Origin of the sequence: Microvirga roseola (assembly GCF_020866965.1) — a bacterium.
GTDB lineage: Bacteria > Pseudomonadota > Alphaproteobacteria > Rhizobiales > Beijerinckiaceae > Microvirga > Microvirga roseola.
Window position 1 is genome coordinate 87,885 of record NZ_JAJATX010000013.1, and the last position, 18,063, is coordinate 105,947.

19 protein-coding genes are annotated in these 18,063 nt (G+C 65.5%); 12 read left to right on the forward strand and 7 right to left on the reverse strand.

Annotated features, from left to right (window positions below):
- The first annotated feature begins 101 nt into the window (after positions 1-101).
- Genes LG661_RS10740 through LG661_RS10755 form a run of 4 tightly spaced genes read left to right on the forward strand, consistent with a single transcriptional unit; the run spans position 102 to position 4,066 of the window.
- On the forward strand, positions 102-2,324 hold the full coding sequence (locus tag LG661_RS10740) for a transglycosylase domain-containing protein (protein WP_230531876.1): 2,223 nt from the start codon (positions 102-104) through the stop codon (positions 2,322-2,324).
- Between the two features lie 20 nt (positions 2,325-2,344).
- The gene (locus LG661_RS10745; protein WP_230531877.1) at positions 2,345-2,998 is read left to right on the forward strand and encodes a DUF1214 domain-containing protein; all 654 of its coding nucleotides are present in this window, start codon (positions 2,345-2,347) and stop codon (positions 2,996-2,998) included.
- Positions 2,995-3,561 carry a DUF1254 domain-containing protein gene (locus tag LG661_RS10750; protein ID WP_230531878.1) on the forward strand — a complete coding sequence of 189 codons (567 nt, stop codon included), beginning with the start codon at positions 2,995-2,997 and terminating at the stop codon, positions 3,559-3,561. The genes LG661_RS10745 and LG661_RS10750 overlap by 4 nt, the downstream gene beginning before the upstream one ends.
- A 16-nt stretch (positions 3,562-3,577) precedes the next feature.
- On the forward strand, positions 3,578-4,066 hold the full coding sequence (locus tag LG661_RS10755; protein ID WP_230531879.1) for a GNAT family N-acetyltransferase: 489 nt from the start codon (positions 3,578-3,580) through the stop codon (positions 4,064-4,066).
- Positions 4,067-4,105: 39 nt separating this feature from the next.
- On the opposite strand, the gene LG661_RS10760 is transcribed toward LG661_RS10755, so the two are convergent.
- The 3 genes from LG661_RS10760 to LG661_RS10770 all read right to left on the reverse strand — a co-directional run bounded on the left by LG661_RS10760 (position 4,106) and on the right by LG661_RS10770 (position 5,674).
- On the reverse strand, positions 4,106-4,312 hold the full coding sequence (locus tag LG661_RS10760) for a hypothetical protein (protein WP_230531880.1): 207 nt from the start codon (positions 4,310-4,312) through the stop codon (positions 4,106-4,108).
- 232 nt (positions 4,313-4,544) lie between these two features.
- Positions 4,545-4,883 carry a DUF1491 family protein gene (locus tag LG661_RS10765; RefSeq protein ID WP_230531881.1) on the reverse strand — a complete coding sequence of 113 codons (339 nt, stop codon included), beginning with the start codon at positions 4,881-4,883 and terminating at the stop codon, positions 4,545-4,547.
- Complete coding sequence (locus LG661_RS10770) at positions 4,883-5,674, reverse strand: peptidoglycan-binding domain-containing protein (RefSeq protein WP_230531882.1); 792 nt, start codon at positions 5,672-5,674, stop codon at positions 4,883-4,885. The genes LG661_RS10765 and LG661_RS10770 overlap by 1 nt, the downstream gene beginning before the upstream one ends.
- Positions 5,675-6,047: 373 nt before the next feature.
- On the opposite strand from LG661_RS10770, the gene LG661_RS10775 reads away from it, so the two are divergent.
- Together LG661_RS10775 and LG661_RS10780 are read left to right on the forward strand one after the other, a co-directional pair.
- Positions 6,048-6,419, forward strand: a complete 372-nt coding sequence (locus LG661_RS10775) for a hypothetical protein (RefSeq protein ID WP_230531883.1) — start codon at positions 6,048-6,050, stop codon at positions 6,417-6,419.
- A 61-nt stretch (positions 6,420-6,480) separates the two neighbouring features.
- Positions 6,481-6,909: a SufE family protein gene (locus tag LG661_RS10780; RefSeq protein ID WP_230531884.1), complete on the forward strand. Its 429-nt coding sequence runs from the start codon at positions 6,481-6,483 to the stop codon at positions 6,907-6,909.
- Between the two features lie 52 nt (positions 6,910-6,961).
- Here the strand turns inward: LG661_RS10780 and LG661_RS10785 are convergent, their stop codons facing one another.
- Positions 6,962-7,546 (reverse strand): DUF6456 domain-containing protein, encoded by a 585-nt coding sequence (locus LG661_RS10785; protein ID WP_230531885.1) that lies wholly within the window; start codon positions 7,544-7,546, stop codon positions 6,962-6,964.
- Between the two features lie 557 nt (positions 7,547-8,103).
- The gene (locus tag LG661_RS10790) at positions 8,104-8,538 is read right to left on the reverse strand and encodes a rhodanese-like domain-containing protein (RefSeq protein WP_230531886.1); all 435 of its coding nucleotides are present in this window, start codon (positions 8,536-8,538) and stop codon (positions 8,104-8,106) included.
- Positions 8,539-8,603: 65 nt separating this feature from the next.
- Between LG661_RS10790 and ftrA the strand changes: the two genes are divergently transcribed.
- Positions 8,604-9,620: a transcriptional regulator FtrA gene (gene ftrA / locus LG661_RS10795; protein WP_407666695.1), complete on the forward strand. Its 1,017-nt coding sequence runs from the start codon at positions 8,604-8,606 to the stop codon at positions 9,618-9,620.
- A 46-nt stretch (positions 9,621-9,666) separates the two neighbouring features.
- On the opposite strand, the gene LG661_RS10800 is transcribed toward ftrA, so the two are convergent.
- Positions 9,667-10,101 (reverse strand): MucR family transcriptional regulator, encoded by a 435-nt coding sequence (locus tag LG661_RS10800; protein ID WP_230531888.1) that lies wholly within the window; start codon positions 10,099-10,101, stop codon positions 9,667-9,669.
- Positions 10,102-10,531: 430 nt separating this feature from the next.
- Here LG661_RS10800 and LG661_RS10805 point away from each other — a divergent pair, with 430 nt between their 5' ends.
- The 3 genes from LG661_RS10805 to LG661_RS10815 all read left to right on the forward strand — a co-directional run bounded on the left by LG661_RS10805 (position 10,532) and on the right by LG661_RS10815 (position 15,704).
- A complete protein-coding gene (locus LG661_RS10805; RefSeq protein WP_230531889.1) occupies positions 10,532-12,643 on the forward strand; it encodes a S9 family peptidase in 2,112 nt (703 codons plus the stop codon).
- 112 nt (positions 12,644-12,755) lie between these two features.
- Positions 12,756-15,143 carry a PAS domain-containing protein gene (locus LG661_RS10810; RefSeq protein ID WP_230531890.1) on the forward strand — a complete coding sequence of 796 codons (2,388 nt, stop codon included), beginning with the start codon at positions 12,756-12,758 and terminating at the stop codon, positions 15,141-15,143.
- 6 nt (positions 15,144-15,149) lie between these two features.
- Positions 15,150-15,704: an isochorismatase family protein gene (locus tag LG661_RS10815; RefSeq protein ID WP_230531891.1), complete on the forward strand. Its 555-nt coding sequence runs from the start codon at positions 15,150-15,152 to the stop codon at positions 15,702-15,704.
- Positions 15,705-15,716: 12 nt separating this feature from the next.
- On the opposite strand, the gene LG661_RS10820 is transcribed toward LG661_RS10815, so the two are convergent.
- Positions 15,717-16,616: a hypothetical protein gene (locus LG661_RS10820; protein WP_230531892.1), complete on the reverse strand. Its 900-nt coding sequence runs from the start codon at positions 16,614-16,616 to the stop codon at positions 15,717-15,719.
- 174 nt (positions 16,617-16,790) lie between these two features.
- Here LG661_RS10820 and LG661_RS10825 point away from each other — a divergent pair, with 174 nt between their 5' ends.
- Complete coding sequence (locus LG661_RS10825) at positions 16,791-17,390, forward strand: superoxide dismutase (RefSeq protein WP_230531893.1); 600 nt, start codon at positions 16,791-16,793, stop codon at positions 17,388-17,390.
- A gap of 123 nt (positions 17,391-17,513) precedes the next feature.
- Complete coding sequence (locus tag LG661_RS10830; RefSeq protein ID WP_230531894.1) at positions 17,514-17,918, forward strand: VOC family protein; 405 nt, start codon at positions 17,514-17,516, stop codon at positions 17,916-17,918.
- The last annotated feature ends 145 nt before the right edge of the window (positions 17,919-18,063 follow it).

The window sequence follows — 18,063 nt, forward strand, 5'->3', positions numbered from 1 at the left end:
TGTTGATAGCAAGAATGGTCGCGTGAGAAGCGTTGCCGTTGCGTAAAACAACCGTCATAACATGACACGGCGGGCCCTTCCCCCGCCTCCGAAGGATCACCGTGCGCCAGCATCCCCCCACCCCCCTCTCGACACGGCTCAAGCGCGCTGCGCTGGGCTTCGATGCCTGGCTCAACTCGACCCTTTTCGAGAGCCGGCGGCTGCTTGCGCGCGGCTGGGAAGGCTATTCCGAGAAGCTCAAGTGCCTGCGCTTTCGCGGCGCTCCGCGCGTCGTTCTCGACCTGACCAGCGAAGCGGTGACGCTCGGCGCGGCCGGCAGCGTGGTCATGCTGGCGCTCGCGCTCCCCGCCTTCCGGGAGACGGAGAGCGACTGGCTCAAGACGCAGGACCTTGCGGTCACCTTCCTCGACCGCCACGGCAAGGAAGTCGGCCGGCGCGGCCTGCATCTCGACGATTCCTACAAGCTCGAAGACTTCCCCGACTACATGATCAAGGCGGCGCTGGCGACCGAGGACCGGCGCTTCTACGAGCATTGGGGCATCGATCCCATCGGCACCTTCCGCGCCCTGCTCGTCAATGCCCAGGGCGGCGGCGTGGTCCAGGGCGGCTCCTCGATCACGCAGCAGCTCGCCAAGAACCTCTTTCTCACCAATGAGCGCTCCCTCGAACGCAAGATCAAGGAAGCGTTCCTGGCCATCTGGCTCGAGTTCCACCTGACCAAGGACGAGATCCTGAAGCTGTACCTCGACCGCGCCTATATGGGCGGCGGCGCGCACGGCGTGGTGGCGGCGGCGGATTACTATTTCAGCAAGCCGGCCAAGGAACTCACCCTGGCGGAATCCGCCATGCTGGCGGGCCTGTTCAAGGCCCCGACGAAATATGCGCCGCACATCAACCTGCCCGCCGCGCGCGCGCGCGCCAACGACGTGCTGCGCAACATGGTCGAGGCTGGCTTCCTCACCGAGGGCCAGATCCAGACGGCGCGCCGCAATCCCGCCACTCCCGTCAATCGCAGCCGCGAGACGACGCCGGACTATTATCTCGACTGGGCTTTCGAGCAGGTGAAGGCGCTGGCCGGAGAGAAGAAGCTCGGCGACGACCGCGTGCTCATCGTGAAGACGCCGCTCGATTCCAACCTCCAGCGGCACTCGGAGCAGACGCTCGAGAACATGCTCCGCCAGCACGGACGCCAGTACAAGGTCGGCCAGGGCGCCATCGCCGTGATGGACGTGGACGGCGCGGTTCGCGCCATCGTCGGCGGACGGGATTACGGCCAGAGCCAGTTCAACCGCGCGACCGACGCGCTGCGGCAGCCAGGCTCGTCCTTCAAGCCCTTCGTCTATGCCGCCGCCATGACCACAAACGACAAGCTGCGGCCCAATTCCACCGTCGTCGACAGGCCGATCTGCCTCGGGAACTGGTGCCCGCAGAACTACGGCCGCTCGTTCTCGGGCTCCATGTCCCTGACTTCGGCGCTCGCGCGCTCGATCAATTCGATCCCGGTGCGCATGTCCCTGGAGATCGGCAAGGGTAATGCCAAGGCAGGCCGCGCAATCATCATCGATACCGCCCGGCGCATGGGCCTCACCCACCCGCTCACGGATTCGAGCTCTCTGCCCATCGGGGCGGCGGAGACCACGGTGATCGACATGGCGGCTTCCTATGCGGTCTTCGCCAATGGCGGTCGCCGGGCCGAGCCCTATGCCGCCTGGGAGATCCGCAACTCCGCCGGCGAGGTCATCTACCGTCGCGACAAGGCCGTCGAGCCCAAGCAGGTGCTCGAGAAGCACGTCGTGGAGGACATGAACTTCATGCTGAACAAGGTGGTCGAGGAAGGCACCGGCCGGCGCGCGGCTCTCGAAGGCATCAGGGCCGCCGGCAAGACCGGCACGACCAACGGCTACAAGGATGCCTGGTTCGTCGGCTATACCGGCAACCTCGTCGCCGGCGTCTGGTATGGCAACGATGACTTCAAGCCCATGAACAACATGACCGGCGGATCGGTGCCTGCCATGACCTGGCACGACGTGATGACCGTCGCCCATCAGAACCTGGAAATCCGCCCGATGCCCGGTCTCGAGCCGGACGGTGCGGCGAAGGTCGCCTCGTCGAACGGGAAGTCCGTCGACCAGACGTCGAGCATCGCGCAGTCCTACCTCGCCGGCACCCTGTCGCGCCGGTCCTATGAGGTGCTGGGCGATCTCGGAAACTTGTTCCAGTCGGCCGCGCGGTCTGCTCCGACGATCAGTGCCGCGGACACTTCGCGCGCGTCCGCCCCGGCGACGGAGTCGGTCGCTGCCGTCCGCCAGGTTGCGATGCCCTAAGAATGACCGGCGGCGCACTATTGACCAAAGCCTCCGAGGCCGTTTCCATGCGCGCCTCGTCGCTTTCAGAACGGCTCGTGTCCATCAGATCGCTTTCGAACGTCCTCCTGGTTCTTTACGCTGTCCTGCTCGCGCTGGGGCTCGGCCTCGGCTCGGCCTACTGGGTCATGAACGAGGAACCGCCCTTCGGCGTCGTGCGGCTCGGGCCTTGGAAGGCATGGCCGAAGCTCGGCTCGCCGGAGGCCGATCCCTACATGCGCGCGATCATGGCCCGCCGCGGCGAGGTCCCGCTTGCCGCCGGAGAAGGCCTGACCCTGATTGCGGCCGTCGACAGCGAGGAGCGCAGGCTCGACTCTGCCTGTGCCTACCGCATCGGGTTCACCGTTCCCGCCGCGCGGCTGTGGACGCTGACCGCCTATGACGAAGCGGGCCGGCTGGTGAATTCCGAACTGGGGCGCAGCGGCTTCACGTCGGCGGAAGTCATCCGCGACAGCCAGGACCGCTTCCAGATCGCCATGGCCCGCAGCCTGCAGCCCGGCAACTGGCTCCAGCTGCCGGCGTCCGGCCCCTTCACCATCGCCCTGCGCCTCTACGATCCACCCGGCGCCGCAGGCTCGATCCTGAGTGACGACACCGTCTTCCCCTCAATCGAGCGCCTGGAGTGCGGAGCATGAGCTTTTTCGGTCGCTTCCTCCTCGCAACGCTCTGCGGCCTCGTCCTGGCGGTCGGGGTCCACATTGCGGCGATCCTCGCAAGCCCGGTGCTTGCTGAGCAGGATGCCTTCGCGAAGGTGCAGTCGAGCGTCGTGTCGGACAGTGCGCAGCTCATCGGCGCGCCCGGCGGGCGGAACACTTGGCTCCCTCTTCCCGACCCGGCCATCGCAGTTGCCGCCTGCACCTTCGACCTCCGCGAAGGGCCGATGCGCGTGGCCGCGAAGGCGGGATCGTCCTTCCTGTCCTTCTCCTTCCACACGGAGACGGGCGGCGTGTTCTTCGCCATCACGGATCGCGCGTCCATTCGCGGCGAGCTCGAAATCGTCGCCATGATGGCGCGCCAGCTCGATGAGGCGCGTGCCGCCGAAGACGAGAACGATCCCTCGCGGGACGTGCGCATCGTCTCCCCCTCGCAGCAGGGCTTCGTGCTCGTGCGTGTCGCGGCTCCCACTCCGAGCCTGCGCCCGCAGGCAGAGGCGGCGGCGAAGGCGGTGTCCTGCACGACCGACCAGGGCCAGGCCTGAGATGCCCTGGCGCTCCATGACGGAGCAGGACCTCGAAGCCGCGAAGATCCTTGCGGATAAGATCCACGTGAACTTCCCGGAAGACATGGATGTTTTCGTGGAGCGCCTGCGCCTCTATCCGCAGGGCTGTCTCGTGCTTGCCGAAGAGGGACGCCTTGTCGGCTACGCGCTCACGCATCCCTGGCGGTTCGGCGAACCGCCGCCCCTCAACTCACGGCTCGGCGCGATCCCCCGGAATGCCACCACCTATTACCTTCACGACGTCGCCCTGCTGCCGGAAACGCGCGGACGGGGCCACGCGGCGCGCGGCGTCGAGCGGCTGGTGGATAAGGCGCGAAGCGAAGGCTTCGGCAATCTCTCGCTGGTCGCGGTGAACCGCTCGCAGGCATTCTGGGAGAGGATGGGCTTTCGCGCCGTTTCTCACGCAGGCCTCGAAACGAAGCTCGCGAGCTACGGCGTGGATGCGGTGCTGATGGTGCAGGATCTGGGCAGGACAGGCGACTGACGCCGCGGCCGGCGTCATGTCATCGTGCAGGCTGATGCGTCAGGAACGGCGGCGGCTGGGGCCGTTGGACGCGAAGGGCCGGGACGGGCCGGGTGTCGGCGCGGGGCGCTCGTAACGCACGCCCGTGAAGAGAAGGATCTCGCCGCGCCGCTCGTCGGCCGAAAGGCTCGGGCGCTGCGGGCGCTCGTCAGGATCGGGAAATGCGATCACCACTCCCGGCGACCTCGTCCAGACGTCATGCATCATGCCCTCCTCTTTCACACCATCACCTGCCGCGACGACTGCCTCACACAAAAGGACTTATGGTTAACAGACCGTTTCCGAGGGGCCTCGTCTCGCATCAGTGCGAATGAAAAAGGTCCCGTCTGACATGAAAACAACATCCGCCGCTGCGCTTCTGTTCCGCAGCGTTACGCTCAAATTCCTTGCGGCGTGCGGAAGGTCACAATGTGCCGCCGATGACTCGCATCGGCGTGGGTCATTCCGGCGCGAGGTCGAGGAAATGCCGGCCCGCGCGGTCGTCGACCTCCACGAGCCAGAGATCGGTATCGAAGCGCAGCTCGCGGGTCATGCGCTCCTCCACATCGAGAGGAGTCACCGATTGCAGGATGGGCGTGAAGAGACGCTCGCCGCTCTCGTCGAGAAACAATTGCGGCGCGGGCCCGTAGAGGCTCGCCGTTCCCTCGAGATGATCGACCTTCACGAAGATCGCTCCGGCTTCGGCCGCACCGCGCTTGCGCAGGACGGCGTCGACTCCCTCTACCGCACAGCGGCGCAGATAGGCGGAGACCCAGAAGTCGGAGCGGAGCCGGGCCACTACTGAACCGGAATGCCCGAGAGGGTGGAGAGTTCGCGCGCGGTGCGGCCGTTGAGCTGGCCCGTCACGGGCAGGTTGCGGTCCTGCTCGAATCGCTGGATCGCCTGGCGCGTTTCCGATCCCATGATGCCGTCGACGGTCACGCCATAGCCGAGCCGCGCGAGCGCGCGCTGACCGGCCAGCACCAGATCGCCGGGATCGGTCCGGCCGACATTGGCGGGCGGCATGGGCACCGGACCGCCCATGCGGATGATCTCGCCGATGGGATCGCGCACCGTCCGCGCCCTCGCGGGCGCGGCGGGGGCCGGCGGCGCATTTCGCGCAGGAGCGGCCTCGCCGCCGTTGCGGATCAGGTTCGTGATGCCGCTGCGTACGGGAGGACGCGGGGCCGCAACGGTCTGCGCGGGTGCCGGCGTCGCCGCCTGCGGCTCGGGGGAGAAGAAGGGATGAGCATCGGGTGTGGATGCGTTCGGCCGCGCCGGCGGCAGAGGCTGGTCGACATAGACCTCCGGCTCGGGCGCAGGCGCGATCTCATAGGGCGGCAATTCCCGCTGGCTGAACAACGGCGCCGGATGATGCGCCTGTTGCAGCACGAGTGCATTCCACGCGATCGCGCCGCCGCACCCCGTCAGAAAGAGTGCAGCGGCCATGCGGCCGGGGTAGCGGAAGACGAAGGACATGATCCGCTCGCCGACGCCGACTTTCCTTTGTCGTCTGATCGCCGGTTTCCGCCTCACGGGAGCGGACACTACGAAATCGTCGTCGGGTCGGGCGGCAAGAGCTTCACGCAAGGGGATCATCCCGTGTTAGAGCCATCAGGTTATGGTTGGAGCGCAACGCCCGCACGACAAGTCCCGCGGCTTCATCGCACGATGCCGCCTGACCGGATCCGTCTGCACGTTGCCTGCGGAGATGTCCCGCCGCTCCTGTTGTCTCCTTCTTCCAGCCTGACAGGCGCCGTTTAAACGAACCCTAAAAGCGCGCCCCTCTTCTCAGCAAACCCATGCCGCTCGCGTCCGCTCGCCCTGCGCGGGAGCCGGACAGCAGACTCATGGGCGGATTTTATGCTTCCGATTTCAATGTCTTAAAGCCTGCCGGCCGATGTTTACCCTTCATTCATCCTGTTGGCAGGTTCTCGCGCCGGGTCCCGGTCGGCACGTTATGATGCAGCAAGTCAGACCCTCCCTGGGCAACCAAAAGCCACCCATGTTCTCGATCCTGCGCTTCATCCTCATCGTCGGCGTGATCTTCTACTACTCGCCCGCTCGCCAGACCGGCGATGCGGACATGACCATCGACTCGCTTCTGACGCGCGAGGGCGACGGAGAGGCACCCGCCGCGCCCGCCCCGGTCGACGGCCCGGGTCGCCTGGAGGCCATGTGGCAGGCCCTCCCCGAAAGCGCCAAGCAGGCTGTGCTCGAGAGGATCCTCACCACCTCGGGCCTGACCCAGCCGGCGCACGCGCCGCGGGACACACTGGAGACCGATGACCTGCAGCCCGCCTGGCGCGGTGAAGGCCAGAAGCCGCGCGGCTGATCGGGTATTCGCCAAACGCTTCGCGAATGCCTATATGACCGGCAGAGAATGCAGGAATGCCATGCTGCCGAGTATCGACGAAATCGTCTCCAACTTCGAACTGCTCGATGAGTGGGAAGAGCGCTACCGCTACATCATCGAGCTGGGCCGGATGATGGAGCCCCTTCCTGAAGAGGCGCACACGGACGCCAACAAGGTGCAGGGCTGCGCGAGCCAGGTCTGGCTCCAGACAAGCCTCGACCGCAGCCGGGGCGAGCCCGTGCTCCATCTCGTCGGCGAAAGCGACGCCCATATCGTGCGCGGGCTCGTGGCGCTCCTGATCTCGCTCTACAACGGCAGGACCCCGCCGGAAGCCCTCTCCGTCGATGCTCTCGGCCTGTTCAAGGAACTGGGGCTATCGGAGCACCTGACGCCCCAGCGCTCGAACGGCGTAAGGTCCATGGTCGAGCGCATCCGCCGCGACGCACAGGTCGCGGCTACCGCGTCATAGCATAGGAATCCTCATGGCCGGGACGCGCCCGGCCATGCCTTGACGAAACCGGTCAGACCCGACCGCCCTCGATCACCACCGCCTTCCAGGACCGGATGCCGCGCGATGCTGCGGGGCCTCGCGCCGATGCCTCGATCCCGTAGTGCTCGGCCAGCCGCGCAAGAGCGAGGCGCACCACGACCTTGGCCGAGCGCGGCGGCCAGCGGCGCTCGCGCTCGATCAATTCCAGCCCCTTCATGAAGCCGCAGAGATCCATCAGGAGATCGCTGAAATCGGCTCCCACCGCATCGAAGGCGCTGCGCAGCCGCTGGCGCGCGGCGATCATGCGGTCGGTCGAGTCGGAAGGCGAAACGGGACCGGCGCTCCGCGGCATGGCATCCCAGCGGGAGGTGACGCCCGGCAGGAGGCCTGCAAGCACTATGTCCATGCGCAGCCGCTCGCCTGCCTGGTAGGAGGCCTCGTCGATCATCGGCTCTCCGTTACGTCCCTTGCGGCGGCGCAGCCAGTCGAGGGGGCTCTCCTCCGCATCCACCCGCACGCGCGCGGGACCGGCCTCTGTCTCGACAGTGGCGGTCTCCGTCTCGCGATGCTGGTGAAAGAAAGACGTCCCGGGCGCCGGCGCGTTTATGCGGCGCAAAATAGGCTCGCCCCGCCTCCGTCAGGCGCAGGATCCGCTGGCCCGAGGCGGCGCGATGCCAGCGTGCGAGGTCCCGGCGGGCAAGGCTGTCAGCGACGGCGAGGGCGAAGCGCCCCGCGCCCACGGAAATGCCTGCGCGCCTCCTGTGGAGAATCACGCTCCCCTCGTCCGTCGGGTCGGTCAGGGCCTGTGATTCCGGCCGGTCCAGCCCCGCGAGGAGCCGGTCCGCATCCCTGGCGAGGGAATCGGCCTTGGTCGTTTTCTCCGTCTTCGCCTTCTTCCGCGGGCTGCGGCGGCCAAGTGGAGGGTGCGAAGAATCTTGCCTGGCAATGTCCTGGTGATCCCAATCATTCTCGTCTTTGTCCATGTTTTGTTCCATAAAAAATAACCAGAGAGACGCAGCCTCTCTACCTCTGATAGTGGGGCCGGATTCCTAGGAGTCAACGAGAAACGGAATTGTTGACAATTGCGAGGATAAGTGCGGCGTAGGCTCCTCCGACCTTGCTTCCGCCGCGATCGGCCCCTCGCCTCTACGGCGAGGAGCCCTTTCACAATCGTCACGCGGCGGAAGTTTCAGTGACGGCTCCGGGCTCCCGGCCATGAGCGAAGACGAAGCCCTCGTCGGCCCAGCCCGTGAGGCCGCCGAGCATGATCTTCACCGGCCGCCCCAGCGAGGCGAGCCGCAGGGCGGCCCGATCCGCTCCGTTGCAATGGGGACCTGCGCAGTAGACCACGAACAGGGTCTCCATGGGCCAGGGGGCCATGCGCTCCGCCGTCATCTCCCGATGCGGCAGGTTGATGGCCCCCGGCACATGGGCGCGCGCATAGGAGTTCGGCCCGCGCACGTCGAGGAGCACGAAATCGACCGGCCCGTTCTCAAGCGCCTCATGCACGTCTGCGCAGTCGGTCTCGAAGGAAAGACGGGCCGCGAAGTGCTCTGCGGCACGGGCGGGCACGGCGGGGGCAATGGCGGAAACGGTGCTGGCCGGCATGGGAACCTCCTTGGGAAAGCCGTTGTCAGGCTCGCCCTTCCCGGCCATGCTGAAAAGTGGCGCTCCTGCCAACGTGCGTAAACATCATGCCAAACCGCCTCGTCGTCGCCCTCACCTATGACCGCCTCTGTACCTTCGAGTTCGGCATCGCCACGGAGGTCTTCGGTCTGCCCCGCCCCGAGATGGGTCCCGACTGGTACCGCTTCGCGGCCTGCGCCGTGGATCCGGGCCCCTTGAGGGCCACGGGCGGCTTCACGATCACGGCGGATGGCGGGCTCGAACTCCTGGAGGAAGCGGGCACGATCGTCGTCCCGGGCTGGCGCGGCGGGCCTTTGGAACCTGCGCCCGCGCCCCTGCTTGAAGGCCTCAGGCGCGCCCATGAGCGTGGCGCCCGGCTCCTGTCCATCTGCTCCGGCGTCTTCGTCCTGGCGGCGGCCGGGCTCCTGTCGGGCAAGCGGGCGACGACTCACTGGCATTATGCGGAACAGCTTGCGGCCGCCTATCCGGACATCAGGGTCGAGCCGGACGTGCTCTATGTGGACGAGGGCAGCGTGCTCACCTCCGCCGGCAGCGCGGCGGGCATCGATCTCTGCCTGCATGTAGTGCGCCACGATTTCGGGCCCGAGGCCGCCAACCGCCTGGCCCGCCGCCTCGTCGTGCCTCCGCACCGGGAGGGCGGACAGGCGCAGTTCGTGGAGCGGCCCGTCCCGCCTCGCCGGGAAGGGGTCCGGCTCGGTCCCCTGCTCGACCGGATGCGGGCACGGCTCTCGGACGAGCAGCCGGTGGCGGCGCTCGCCGCCGAAGCCGGTATGAGCGTGCGCACCTTCCTGCGCCGGTTCAAGGCGACGACCGGGATGCCGCCGGGCGAGTGGCTTCTGTCCGAGCGGATCGTGCGCGCCCGCGACCTTCTGGAGACCACGTCCCACTCCATCGAGGACATCGCCATGGCCTCCGGCTTCGGCACCTCGGCAACCTTGCGTCACCACTTCCGCACCCGGCTCGGGACCTCTCCCGCCGCCTACCGAACCCGCTTCGTGAGGGCACTGCCAGCGCCCAGCCTGCGCTCCAGTAAAGCGCAATAAAAAAGCCGCCCCGAAGGGCGGCTCGTGTCGTCGGACCCGTGAGGGCTCAGCTGCTGCTGCGCGAGGAACGGCGCTTGCGGCGCTGCTGGCCGAGGCCCATTTCCTTGGCGAGCTCGGAGCGTGCCTTGGCGTAGTTCGGGGCAACCATCGGGTAATCGACGGGCAGGCCCCACTTCTCGCGGTACTGCTCGGGCGTCATATTGTACTGCGTGCGCAGGTGGCGCTTCAGCGACTTGAACTTCTTTCCGTCTTCGAGGCAGACGATGTAGTCCGGGGTGACGGACTTCTTCAGCGGCACAGCCGGCTTCGGAGCCTCGACGGGAGCCTCGACAGCGCCGCCGCCAACACGCAGGAGAGCCGAATGGACGTCGTTGATGAGCGTCGGAAGATCGGCGGAGGGAACCGAATTGTTGCTGACATAGGCAGATACGATATCCGCAGCCAGTTCAATGTAGTTTGATGCAGCGATATTGTCGCTCATTTTGATTTTCTTCCTTTCCGGCCCCTTCAACAGCCCAGAAAAAGCTTCTCAACCTATTCCTCGAGCAGTCTCATCGGAAGCAATTCTTGCTTCTTCCTGGAACCACACTGTACTCGCACCGAAATCGTGCCTGTTCGTCCACGTATGTCAAATTCGCTCGAATGGCAAGATGTTCGGCAGGAAAACTTTGGAAAACTGACAGACAACTTTCACTGTGCAATAAAACGGCACCTCAACAGGGCGAGCCGTCCGGCAGGTCAAATTCTCGAATCGGTGAATTCACACATTCTTAACCAGAAGAAGTAGCTATAAAGCCCCTCCGCACGCGATTTGCCCGATTCTGCGGTTTTCGTTACGGACCTGCTCAGGGACAGCAGAGTTATGTACTCATAACCTCGTCCCACCCCGCCAATTCGTTCCGGATGGTTTCATGACGCTCCAGCGCCTTCCTTCCCACAGCTTGCCTCCGGCTCCGGCAACGCCGCGCAAAACACATGCTTTTGAAGTGCACGGCGTGCAAATCCATGACGATTACGCTTGGTTGAAGGCTGAAAACTGGAAGGACGTGCTGAAGAACCCGGATGCGCTCGATCCCGCGATCCGGAGGGCCCTCGAGGAGGAGAACGCCTATACGGCCGCCGCGTTCGCCGGAACGGAGGAATTCCAGAAGCAGCTAGTGGAGGAGATGCGCGGGCGCATCAAGGAGGACGATTCCTCCGTTCCCCAGTCCGACGGTCCTTTCGCCTACTTCATCCGCTACCGCGAAGGCGGGCAGCATCCCCTCGTCTGCCGCATGCCGCGCGAGGGCGGCGCGGAAACGGTCATGCTCGACGGGGACAAGGAGGCGGCCAGCCACGCCTTCTTCGATCTCGGCGGGGCCGATCACTCGCCCGATCACCGCCTGATGGCCTGGGGAGCGGACATCAAGGGCTCCGAATACTTCACCATCCGCGTCCGGGATCTCGAACGCGGCGCGGACCTGCCCGACGCGGTTCCCAATACCTCGGGCGGCGCGGTCTGGCTCAACGACTCATCCGGCTTCTACTATGTGGAGCTCGACGAGAACCACCGCCCCGTGCGCGTCAAGCGCCACCTCGTCGGGTCCTCCGCGGCCGAGGACAGGGTGATCTACGAGGAGAAGGACCCCGGCTTCTTCGTCAAGCTCGGCGTCACCCAGTCGGACGCCTTCGTGCTGATCGAGGCCAGCGACCACGAGACCTCGGAAGTCTGGCTCATCGACCGCTCCGACCGGACGGCGACGCCCCGCCTCGTGGAGCCCCGCACGCCCCAGCTCCAGTACGACGTGGAGCATCACGACGATCAGCTCATCATCCTCACCAATGCGGACGGGGCCGAGGACTTCAAGATCGTCGCTGCCCCGGTGAGCGCGCCCGGTCGCGCCCAATGGCGCGATCTGGTGCCCTACAGGCCCGGCACGATGATCCTCTTCGTGATGGCGCTCGCCCGCTACCTCGTGCGCCTGGAGCGGGAGGACGCGAAGCCCCGCATCGTCCTGCGCGAGATCGCGACGGGCAAGGAAGAGACCATCGCCTTCGGCGAGGAGACCTATTCGCTGGGCGTCGATCCGGGCTACGAATTCGACACGGACGTGATCCGCTACCGCTACTCCTCCCTGACCACGCCGAACGAGACCATGGATTACGACCTGGTCACGGGCGAGCGGACGCTGCGCAAGCGGCAGGAGGTCCCGAGCGGCCACAACCCGGCCGACTACGTGACGCGCCGCCTCTTCGCCACGGCTCCGGACGGGGAAAAGGTGCCGATCTCCATCGTCCACCGGCGCGAGACCGCCCTCGACGGCTCGGCCCCCTGCCTCCTCTACGGCTACGGCTCCTACGGGATCTCCATGTCGGCGAGCTTCCGGACGGGCATTCTCTCCCTCGTGGACCGGGGCTTCGTCTATGCCATCGCCCATATCCGCGGCGGCACGGAGAAAGGCTGGCGCTGGTATCTCGACGGCAAGCGCGAGAAGAAGACGCACACGTTCCGGGATTTCATCGCCTGCGGCGAGGCCCTGATCGAGGCGGGCTACACGTCGCGCGGACAGATTGTCGCCCATGGCGGAAGCGCGGGCGGCATGCTCATGGGCGCGGTGGCGAACCTTGCGCCGGACCTCTTCGCCGGCATCATCTCCGAGGTGCCCTTCGTCGACGTGCTCAACACCATGCTCGACGGCGAGCTTCCCCTCACCCCGCCCGAATGGCCGGAATGGGGCAATCCGGCCGCCGACGAGGCCGCCTTCCGCACGATCCTGTCCTACTCGCCCTACGATAACGTGAAGCCCCAGGCCTATCCGGCGATCCTCACCATGGCCGGGCTGACGGATCCGCGCGTGACCTACTGGGAGCCCGCGAAATGGGTGGCGAGGCTCCGGGCCACCATGACCGGCGGCGGCCCGATCCTCCTCAAGCTCAACATGGAGGCGGGTCATGCAGGCGCCGCAGGCCGCTTCGACCGCTTGGAAGAGGTGGCGCTCGCCTATACGTTCGCCCTGAAGTGCATCGGGGGGTTTCAGACCTGATGCGAGACCCTATGTCTTGATATAACAAGCCCTTGGAATGGGATATGCTGCCGGGCAGGCAATGAAACGATCGGAACGTACGCGTCCATGACCCAACGGGGCGACTGAACCAATGGCCAACAAGGTTGCTTCTCTGGAAAGAGACGACAAACGGCGCCTCGCGGAGCTGGAGCAGCGCGTTCGCGAGACGGAGCAGGCGCTCCATGAGACGCAGACTGCCCTTCGTGTCGCCAACGGCAAGCTGCAGATGGCGCTCGAGGTCGGCAAGCTGTGCGCCTGGGACCGCAACCTCGAAACCGACGAGATGACCGGCTCGGCCACGTTCAAGTTCAGCCTCGGCCTGCCACAGGACATGGTGCTCACGCACGATGCGCTCGAGCAGATGTTCCATCCCGGGGACCTCGAGCGCATCCGGCAGGCCATCGCCTTCGGGGTCAGGACAAGGACCCATTTCAACATCGACCACCGCTTCATCAAGCCCGACGGGCGCATCATCCGCGTGCAGGTGCAGGGCGGAGCCGTGTACGATGGCGACAAGCCCGCCCACCTCTTCGGCGTCTTTCAGGACATCACCGAAAGGGAGAAGATCAAGGAGGAGATCCACCTGGCCCAGCGCCGCCAGGAATTCCTGCTGAACCTGAACGATCAGCTGCGGGACCTGAACGACCCGGACGCGATCATGGAAACGACCGCCCAGAGCCTGGGTCAGTTCCTGAAGGTGGATTGCGCGGGCTACGGCGAGGTCGACGAGGAGCGCGGCATCATCCTGGTCGAGAGGGAGTGGTCCAAGGGCGTCATCAGCAACCAGGGCCGGGCCTATCGCCTCTACGACTTCCTGCCCACAATGATGGCGGAGCTCAACCAGGGCCGGCCCATTCATGTGGAGGACATCAGGACCGATCCTCGCGCGAGCAACCCCGAGGTTCAGACGGCCTACAGCACCCTCAACGCGAGGTCGGCCCTCGCGGTCCCGCTGCTCAAGAATCAGAAGCTCACGGCGATCCTGTACTTGCATTCGGCGGGGCCCCGCGCCTGGTCGCGCGACGAGCTGTCCCTGGCCGAGGATGTGGCCGAGCGGACCTGGACGGCGGTGGAGAAGGCGCGCGCCGAAATCGACCTGCGCGAGACCGACGCCCGCTTCAAGGTCATCGCGGAATCCCTCCCCGCTCTCGTCTGGATCCTCAACCCCAAGGTCGAGCTGCTCTATACGAACCAGCGCTGGGTGACCTATTCCGGCCTCTCTCCGGAAGACGCGCTAGGTCACAGCTGGATGCATGCCATCCATCCCGACGACATGGCGCGGATGACGAAGGAGCTGGAAACGGTCATCAGCCAGCACACGCCCTATGAGACCGAGGCGCGCTACAGGTCCCATGAGGGCGTCTATCGCTGGCACCTGATCCAGGGTGCGCCGATCCATTCCCCGTCAGGAGAGTTCAAGGGCTGGGTCGGCACGAGCGTGGATATTCACAACCTCAAGGAAACCGAGGCGGCCCTGCGCGAGAGCGAGGAGCGTCTGGCCCTGGCCCAGCGCACGGCCCGGATCGGCGTCTTCGACTGGGATGTGTCGACCGGCCGGATCATCTGGACGTCGGAACAGGAGCGCATGTTCAACCTCGAGCCGGGAAGCTTCGAGGGAACCTACGAGGGCTGGAGCACCCGCGTTCACCCCGCCGATGTCGCCGCCTTCGAGAAGGACTTTGCGGAGGCCGCTGCTCGCGGCGAACGGGAATTGCCCTTCAGCTACCGCATCCTGATGCCTGAGGGAGGCTTCCGCCATATCGAGGGCAGCATGACGGTCCTATACGGCCCGGACCGCAAGCCGGCGCGTATCATCGGCGTCAATATCGACGTGTCGAAGCATAAGCAGGCCGAGGCGCGTCAGCAGCTCCTGATCCGGGAGCTGCACCACCGGGTCAAGAACACGCTCGCCACCGTCCAGGCCATCGTCGGCTCGACGGCCCGCACGGCGTCGAGCATCGACGAATTCTATCAGGGTTTCGTCGGGCGCATCGTTTCGCTCGCCCGCACCCATAACCTGCTCACGGAGGATCTCTGGCAGAAGGCCGCGCTGGAGGATCTGGTCCAGACCGAGCTCGGCCCCTATGAGGACGAGGCGCGCAACCAGGTTCTCGTCGAGGGGCCTCACGTGGAACTGCCCTCCGAGGCGGCGGTGCCCATCGGCATGGCGATCCACGAGCTCACCACCAACGCCGCCAAGCACGGGGCGCTCTCCACCTTCGGCGGGAAGGTCGAGGTCAGTTGGCGCATTGAGCCGGGCGGCGAGCGGGGCGTGCTGCATTTCTCGTGGACGGAGCGCGGGGGCCCGCGCGTTTCCCTTCCGACGCGCCAGGGCTTCGGCTCGCGCCTGCTGCAGCGGGTGCTGACCGCGCAGTTGCAGGCCGATGTGAAGATGGACTTCCAGGAGGAAGGCCTGCGCTTCACCATGGTGATGCCGATCCCCGGCGAACCTCCGATCTTCAACCCGGACAACAAATAGGCCGCCATGCTGCTGAACGCGAAGCGCTCGCATCTCCTCGTCGTCGATCTCCAGGCCCGGCTGATGCCCGCCATTCTGAACGGCGAGGCGGTGATCCGGCGCACGGGCGTTCTCCTTCAGGCCGCCGGGCGCCTGGGTGTTCCCGTGACCGTCACGGAGCAGTACCCGAAGGGCCTTGGACCGACCGTTCAGGCGGTGATCGATGCCCTTCCCGAAGAGATGATGAGCTTCCCGAAGACGAGCTTTTCCGCGGCGGGCGATCAGGCGATCGCCGAGCGGGTCTCGACCCTGAGAGGCAGCGGACGGGACCAGATCGTCATCTGTGGAGCGGAGGCCCATGTCTGCGTGCTGCAGACGGCCATGGAGCTGCGAACGGCAGGGTATGACGTGTTCGTCACGGCCGACGCCGTGTCGAGCCGCGCGGCCGAAAGCGTCAGCGCAGCCTGCGCGCGCCTGCTCCACGCGGGCTGCCATTGGGTGACGACGGAAATGGTTGTCTTCGAATGGCTGGAGCGGGCCACGACGGAGGACTTCCGCGCCCTCTCCCCGCTCCTGAAATAGACCCTCGGCCCGTCAGGCGGCCGAGGAGCCGCTCTCGCCGCCGGAGGCGATGAATTCCTTCAGCTCGTCGAGGGACCTGAAGCGGAAGTTGCCGCGCGGCGTCTCCGCCTCGATCGAGCCGTCGGAGAACATGACGTAGCGGTTGTCGCCGGAATTGTAGGTGCCTATGACGGTTGCGGAGCTGGCCTCCTCCAGATCGGCTTCCGCCTCCTCGGCCTCGTCCGCAGGCGCCTCGGGGGTGTCGGATGCCTCGGGCCAGGCCGCCGGCGTCACCTCCTCCGCGCGATCCTCTTCCCCGGCTTCGACCTGAGATTCGGATTCTCTGGCGGCAGGCTCGGTCTCGTAGAGGGAATCGTCCGCGTTTTCGACCCGGACCTCGACCTCCGTCTCGCGGGTCCGCTCCGCCAGCAGGAAGCCCGGCACCCTCGCCTCCAGAGATGCCTGCTCCTCGGATCGTTCGGTCTCGAAAGGCCTTCTGGTCGGGAACGCCCGGGGCTCGGTGGGAGCGGGACGCTCGGCAGGCTCCCGGTCGGCGATGCCGCCTTCGCTCCTATCCTCGTCCGCAAAAAGCGGCAGTGTCGCCTGATCCTCGTCGCGCCGCTCGGCTTCCTCCTCGTTCTCGAGGCCGCCCGCAAGCGCCGCCAGCGAGAGCCCGGCCGTTGCGGCAGTTGCAGCGGAGACGCCTTGTCCGGAAGGAAGGGTCTGAAGGCGGGCAAGGGCTTCGTGGATCTGGCCGAGTTTCCTGATGGCAGCCGCGATGCCCAGCAGAAGCGCACCGCTCGCCGCGCTGAAAGTGCCGGCGATCACCATCGTCCAGCCACGTTCGATCAGGACAATGTCCCAGCCGAAGAAAGCAGTGAGCAACCCGCCGACGATCATCGCAAGAGCGAGGGCGAAAAGGGCGATGATCATGCCGTCTCCATGTTACGCAAAACCACAGGATTTGAAGGCGAAGCTATGCTTCTATAGGCGAAAGGCAATCTCAAGAAAAGCTTGGGAGGAAAAATGCCCGAAGCTTGGCCGTTGCCCTCCGGCACAGGCCGCTTTAACTAACGCACAGGTCGCTCAACCTCAAAGGAGACGCCGATGTCGTTCACCCTGCCAGAACTGCCTTATGCCTACGATGCCCTGCAGCCCTATATGTCGCGGGAGACGCTGGAATTCCACCACGATAAGCATCATGCCGCCTATGTGAACACCGGCAACAACCTGCTCAAGGGCACGGAGTTCGAGGGCAAGAGTGTCGAGGAGGTCGTGAAGGGCTCCTACGGCAAGAACCAGGCGCTCTTCAACAATGCCGGACAGCACTACAACCACATCCATTTCTGGATGTGGATGAAGCCCAATGGCGGCGGCGCGCTTCCCGGCAAGCTCGAGAAGAAGATCGTCGAGGATCTGGGCTCCGTCGACAAGATGAGGGAGGACTTCATCCAGGCGGGCGTCAGCCAGTTCGGTTCGGGCTGGGCCTGGCTTGCGGTCAAGGACGGCAAGATCACCGTCATGAAGACGCCCAACGGCGAGAACCCCCTCGTCCACGGCGCCCAGCCGATCCTCGGCTGCGACGTGTGGGAGCATTCCTACTACATCGACTACCGCAACCGTCGCCCCGACTACCTCAAGGCCTTCCTCGACAGCCTCGTGAACTGGGAGCATGTGGAGGAACTGTTCGAGCAGGCGACGAAGTAAGCCGACCGGCAAGAGCATTCAGGACGGGCCTCTTCGGAGGCCCGTTTCGTTTGCGCAAGCACGCCGGCTCTTCGTCCGCAGCTGTCGGCTGCCGATGATTGCGGCACCTGTGTGGAGAATGCCTTGAATCAGAGGATCGCGCATATCGCCCTTGTCGTTCGTGACTACGACGAAGCGATCGACTTCTACGTCAACAAGCTCCGGTTCCAGCTGGTCGAGGACACGTATCAGCCGGAGCAGGACAAGCGCTGGGTCGTTGTTCGCCCCCCGGGAGAGGGAAGCACCTCGCTGCTCCTGGCCCGCGCCTCCTCCGCTCATCAGGAGACGTTCATCGGCAATCAGGCCGGAGGCCGCGTCTTCCTGTTTCTTCAGACCGATGATTTCCAGCGGGATCATGCAGCCATGGTTAAGGCAGGCATCAGCTTCGTTCGCGAACCGGAGCAGGCGCCCTATGGCATCGTGGCCGTGTTCGAGGATCTCTACGGCAACCTCTGGGATCTCATCCAGTTCACGGACGGACGTGGATGAGCGGCTGCGGTCTTACGTCTGCGAATGCGGAGCGCATGCTCGCCGCATGTTGCGGCCTGATCGGTGTACCGAAAGCGCCGACCTCATTGCCCTAAGCTAGTCTAGCACTACAGTTGCAGGTTTAGAGTTCTAATTACCTCCTGAT

Bases quoted from the DNA above. Each gene is read 5' to 3' on its own strand.
- LG661_RS10760 (WP_230531880.1), bottom strand. From the start codon at position 4,312: ATGATGCATGACGTCTGGACGAGGTCGCCGGGAGTGGTGATCGCATTT.
- LG661_RS10825 (WP_230531893.1), top strand. From the start codon at position 16,791: ATGTCGTTCACCCTGCCAGAACTGCCTTATGCCTACGATGCCCTGCAG.
- LG661_RS10805 (WP_230531889.1), top strand. From the start codon at position 10,532: ATGACGCTCCAGCGCCTTCCTTCCCACAGCTTGCCTCCGGCTCCGGCA.
- LG661_RS10780 (WP_230531884.1), top strand. From the start codon at position 6,481: ATGCTGCCGAGTATCGACGAAATCGTCTCCAACTTCGAACTGCTCGAT.
- LG661_RS10800 (WP_230531888.1), bottom strand. From the start codon at position 10,101: ATGAGCGACAATATCGCTGCATCAAACTACATTGAACTGGCTGCGGAT.
- LG661_RS10755 (WP_230531879.1), top strand. From the start codon at position 3,578: ATGACGGAGCAGGACCTCGAAGCCGCGAAGATCCTTGCGGATAAGATC.
- LG661_RS10775 (WP_230531883.1), top strand. From the start codon at position 6,048: ATGCAGCAAGTCAGACCCTCCCTGGGCAACCAAAAGCCACCCATGTTC.
- LG661_RS10820 (WP_230531892.1), bottom strand. From the start codon at position 16,616: ATGATCATCGCCCTTTTCGCCCTCGCTCTTGCGATGATCGTCGGCGGG.
- LG661_RS10750 (WP_230531878.1), top strand. From the start codon at position 2,995: ATGAGCTTTTTCGGTCGCTTCCTCCTCGCAACGCTCTGCGGCCTCGTC.
- LG661_RS10790 (WP_230531886.1), bottom strand. From the start codon at position 8,538: ATGCCGGCCAGCACCGTTTCCGCCATTGCCCCCGCCGTGCCCGCCCGT.
- LG661_RS10815 (WP_230531891.1), top strand. From the start codon at position 15,150: ATGCTGCTGAACGCGAAGCGCTCGCATCTCCTCGTCGTCGATCTCCAG.
- LG661_RS10810 (WP_230531890.1), top strand. From the start codon at position 12,756: ATGGCCAACAAGGTTGCTTCTCTGGAAAGAGACGACAAACGGCGCCTC.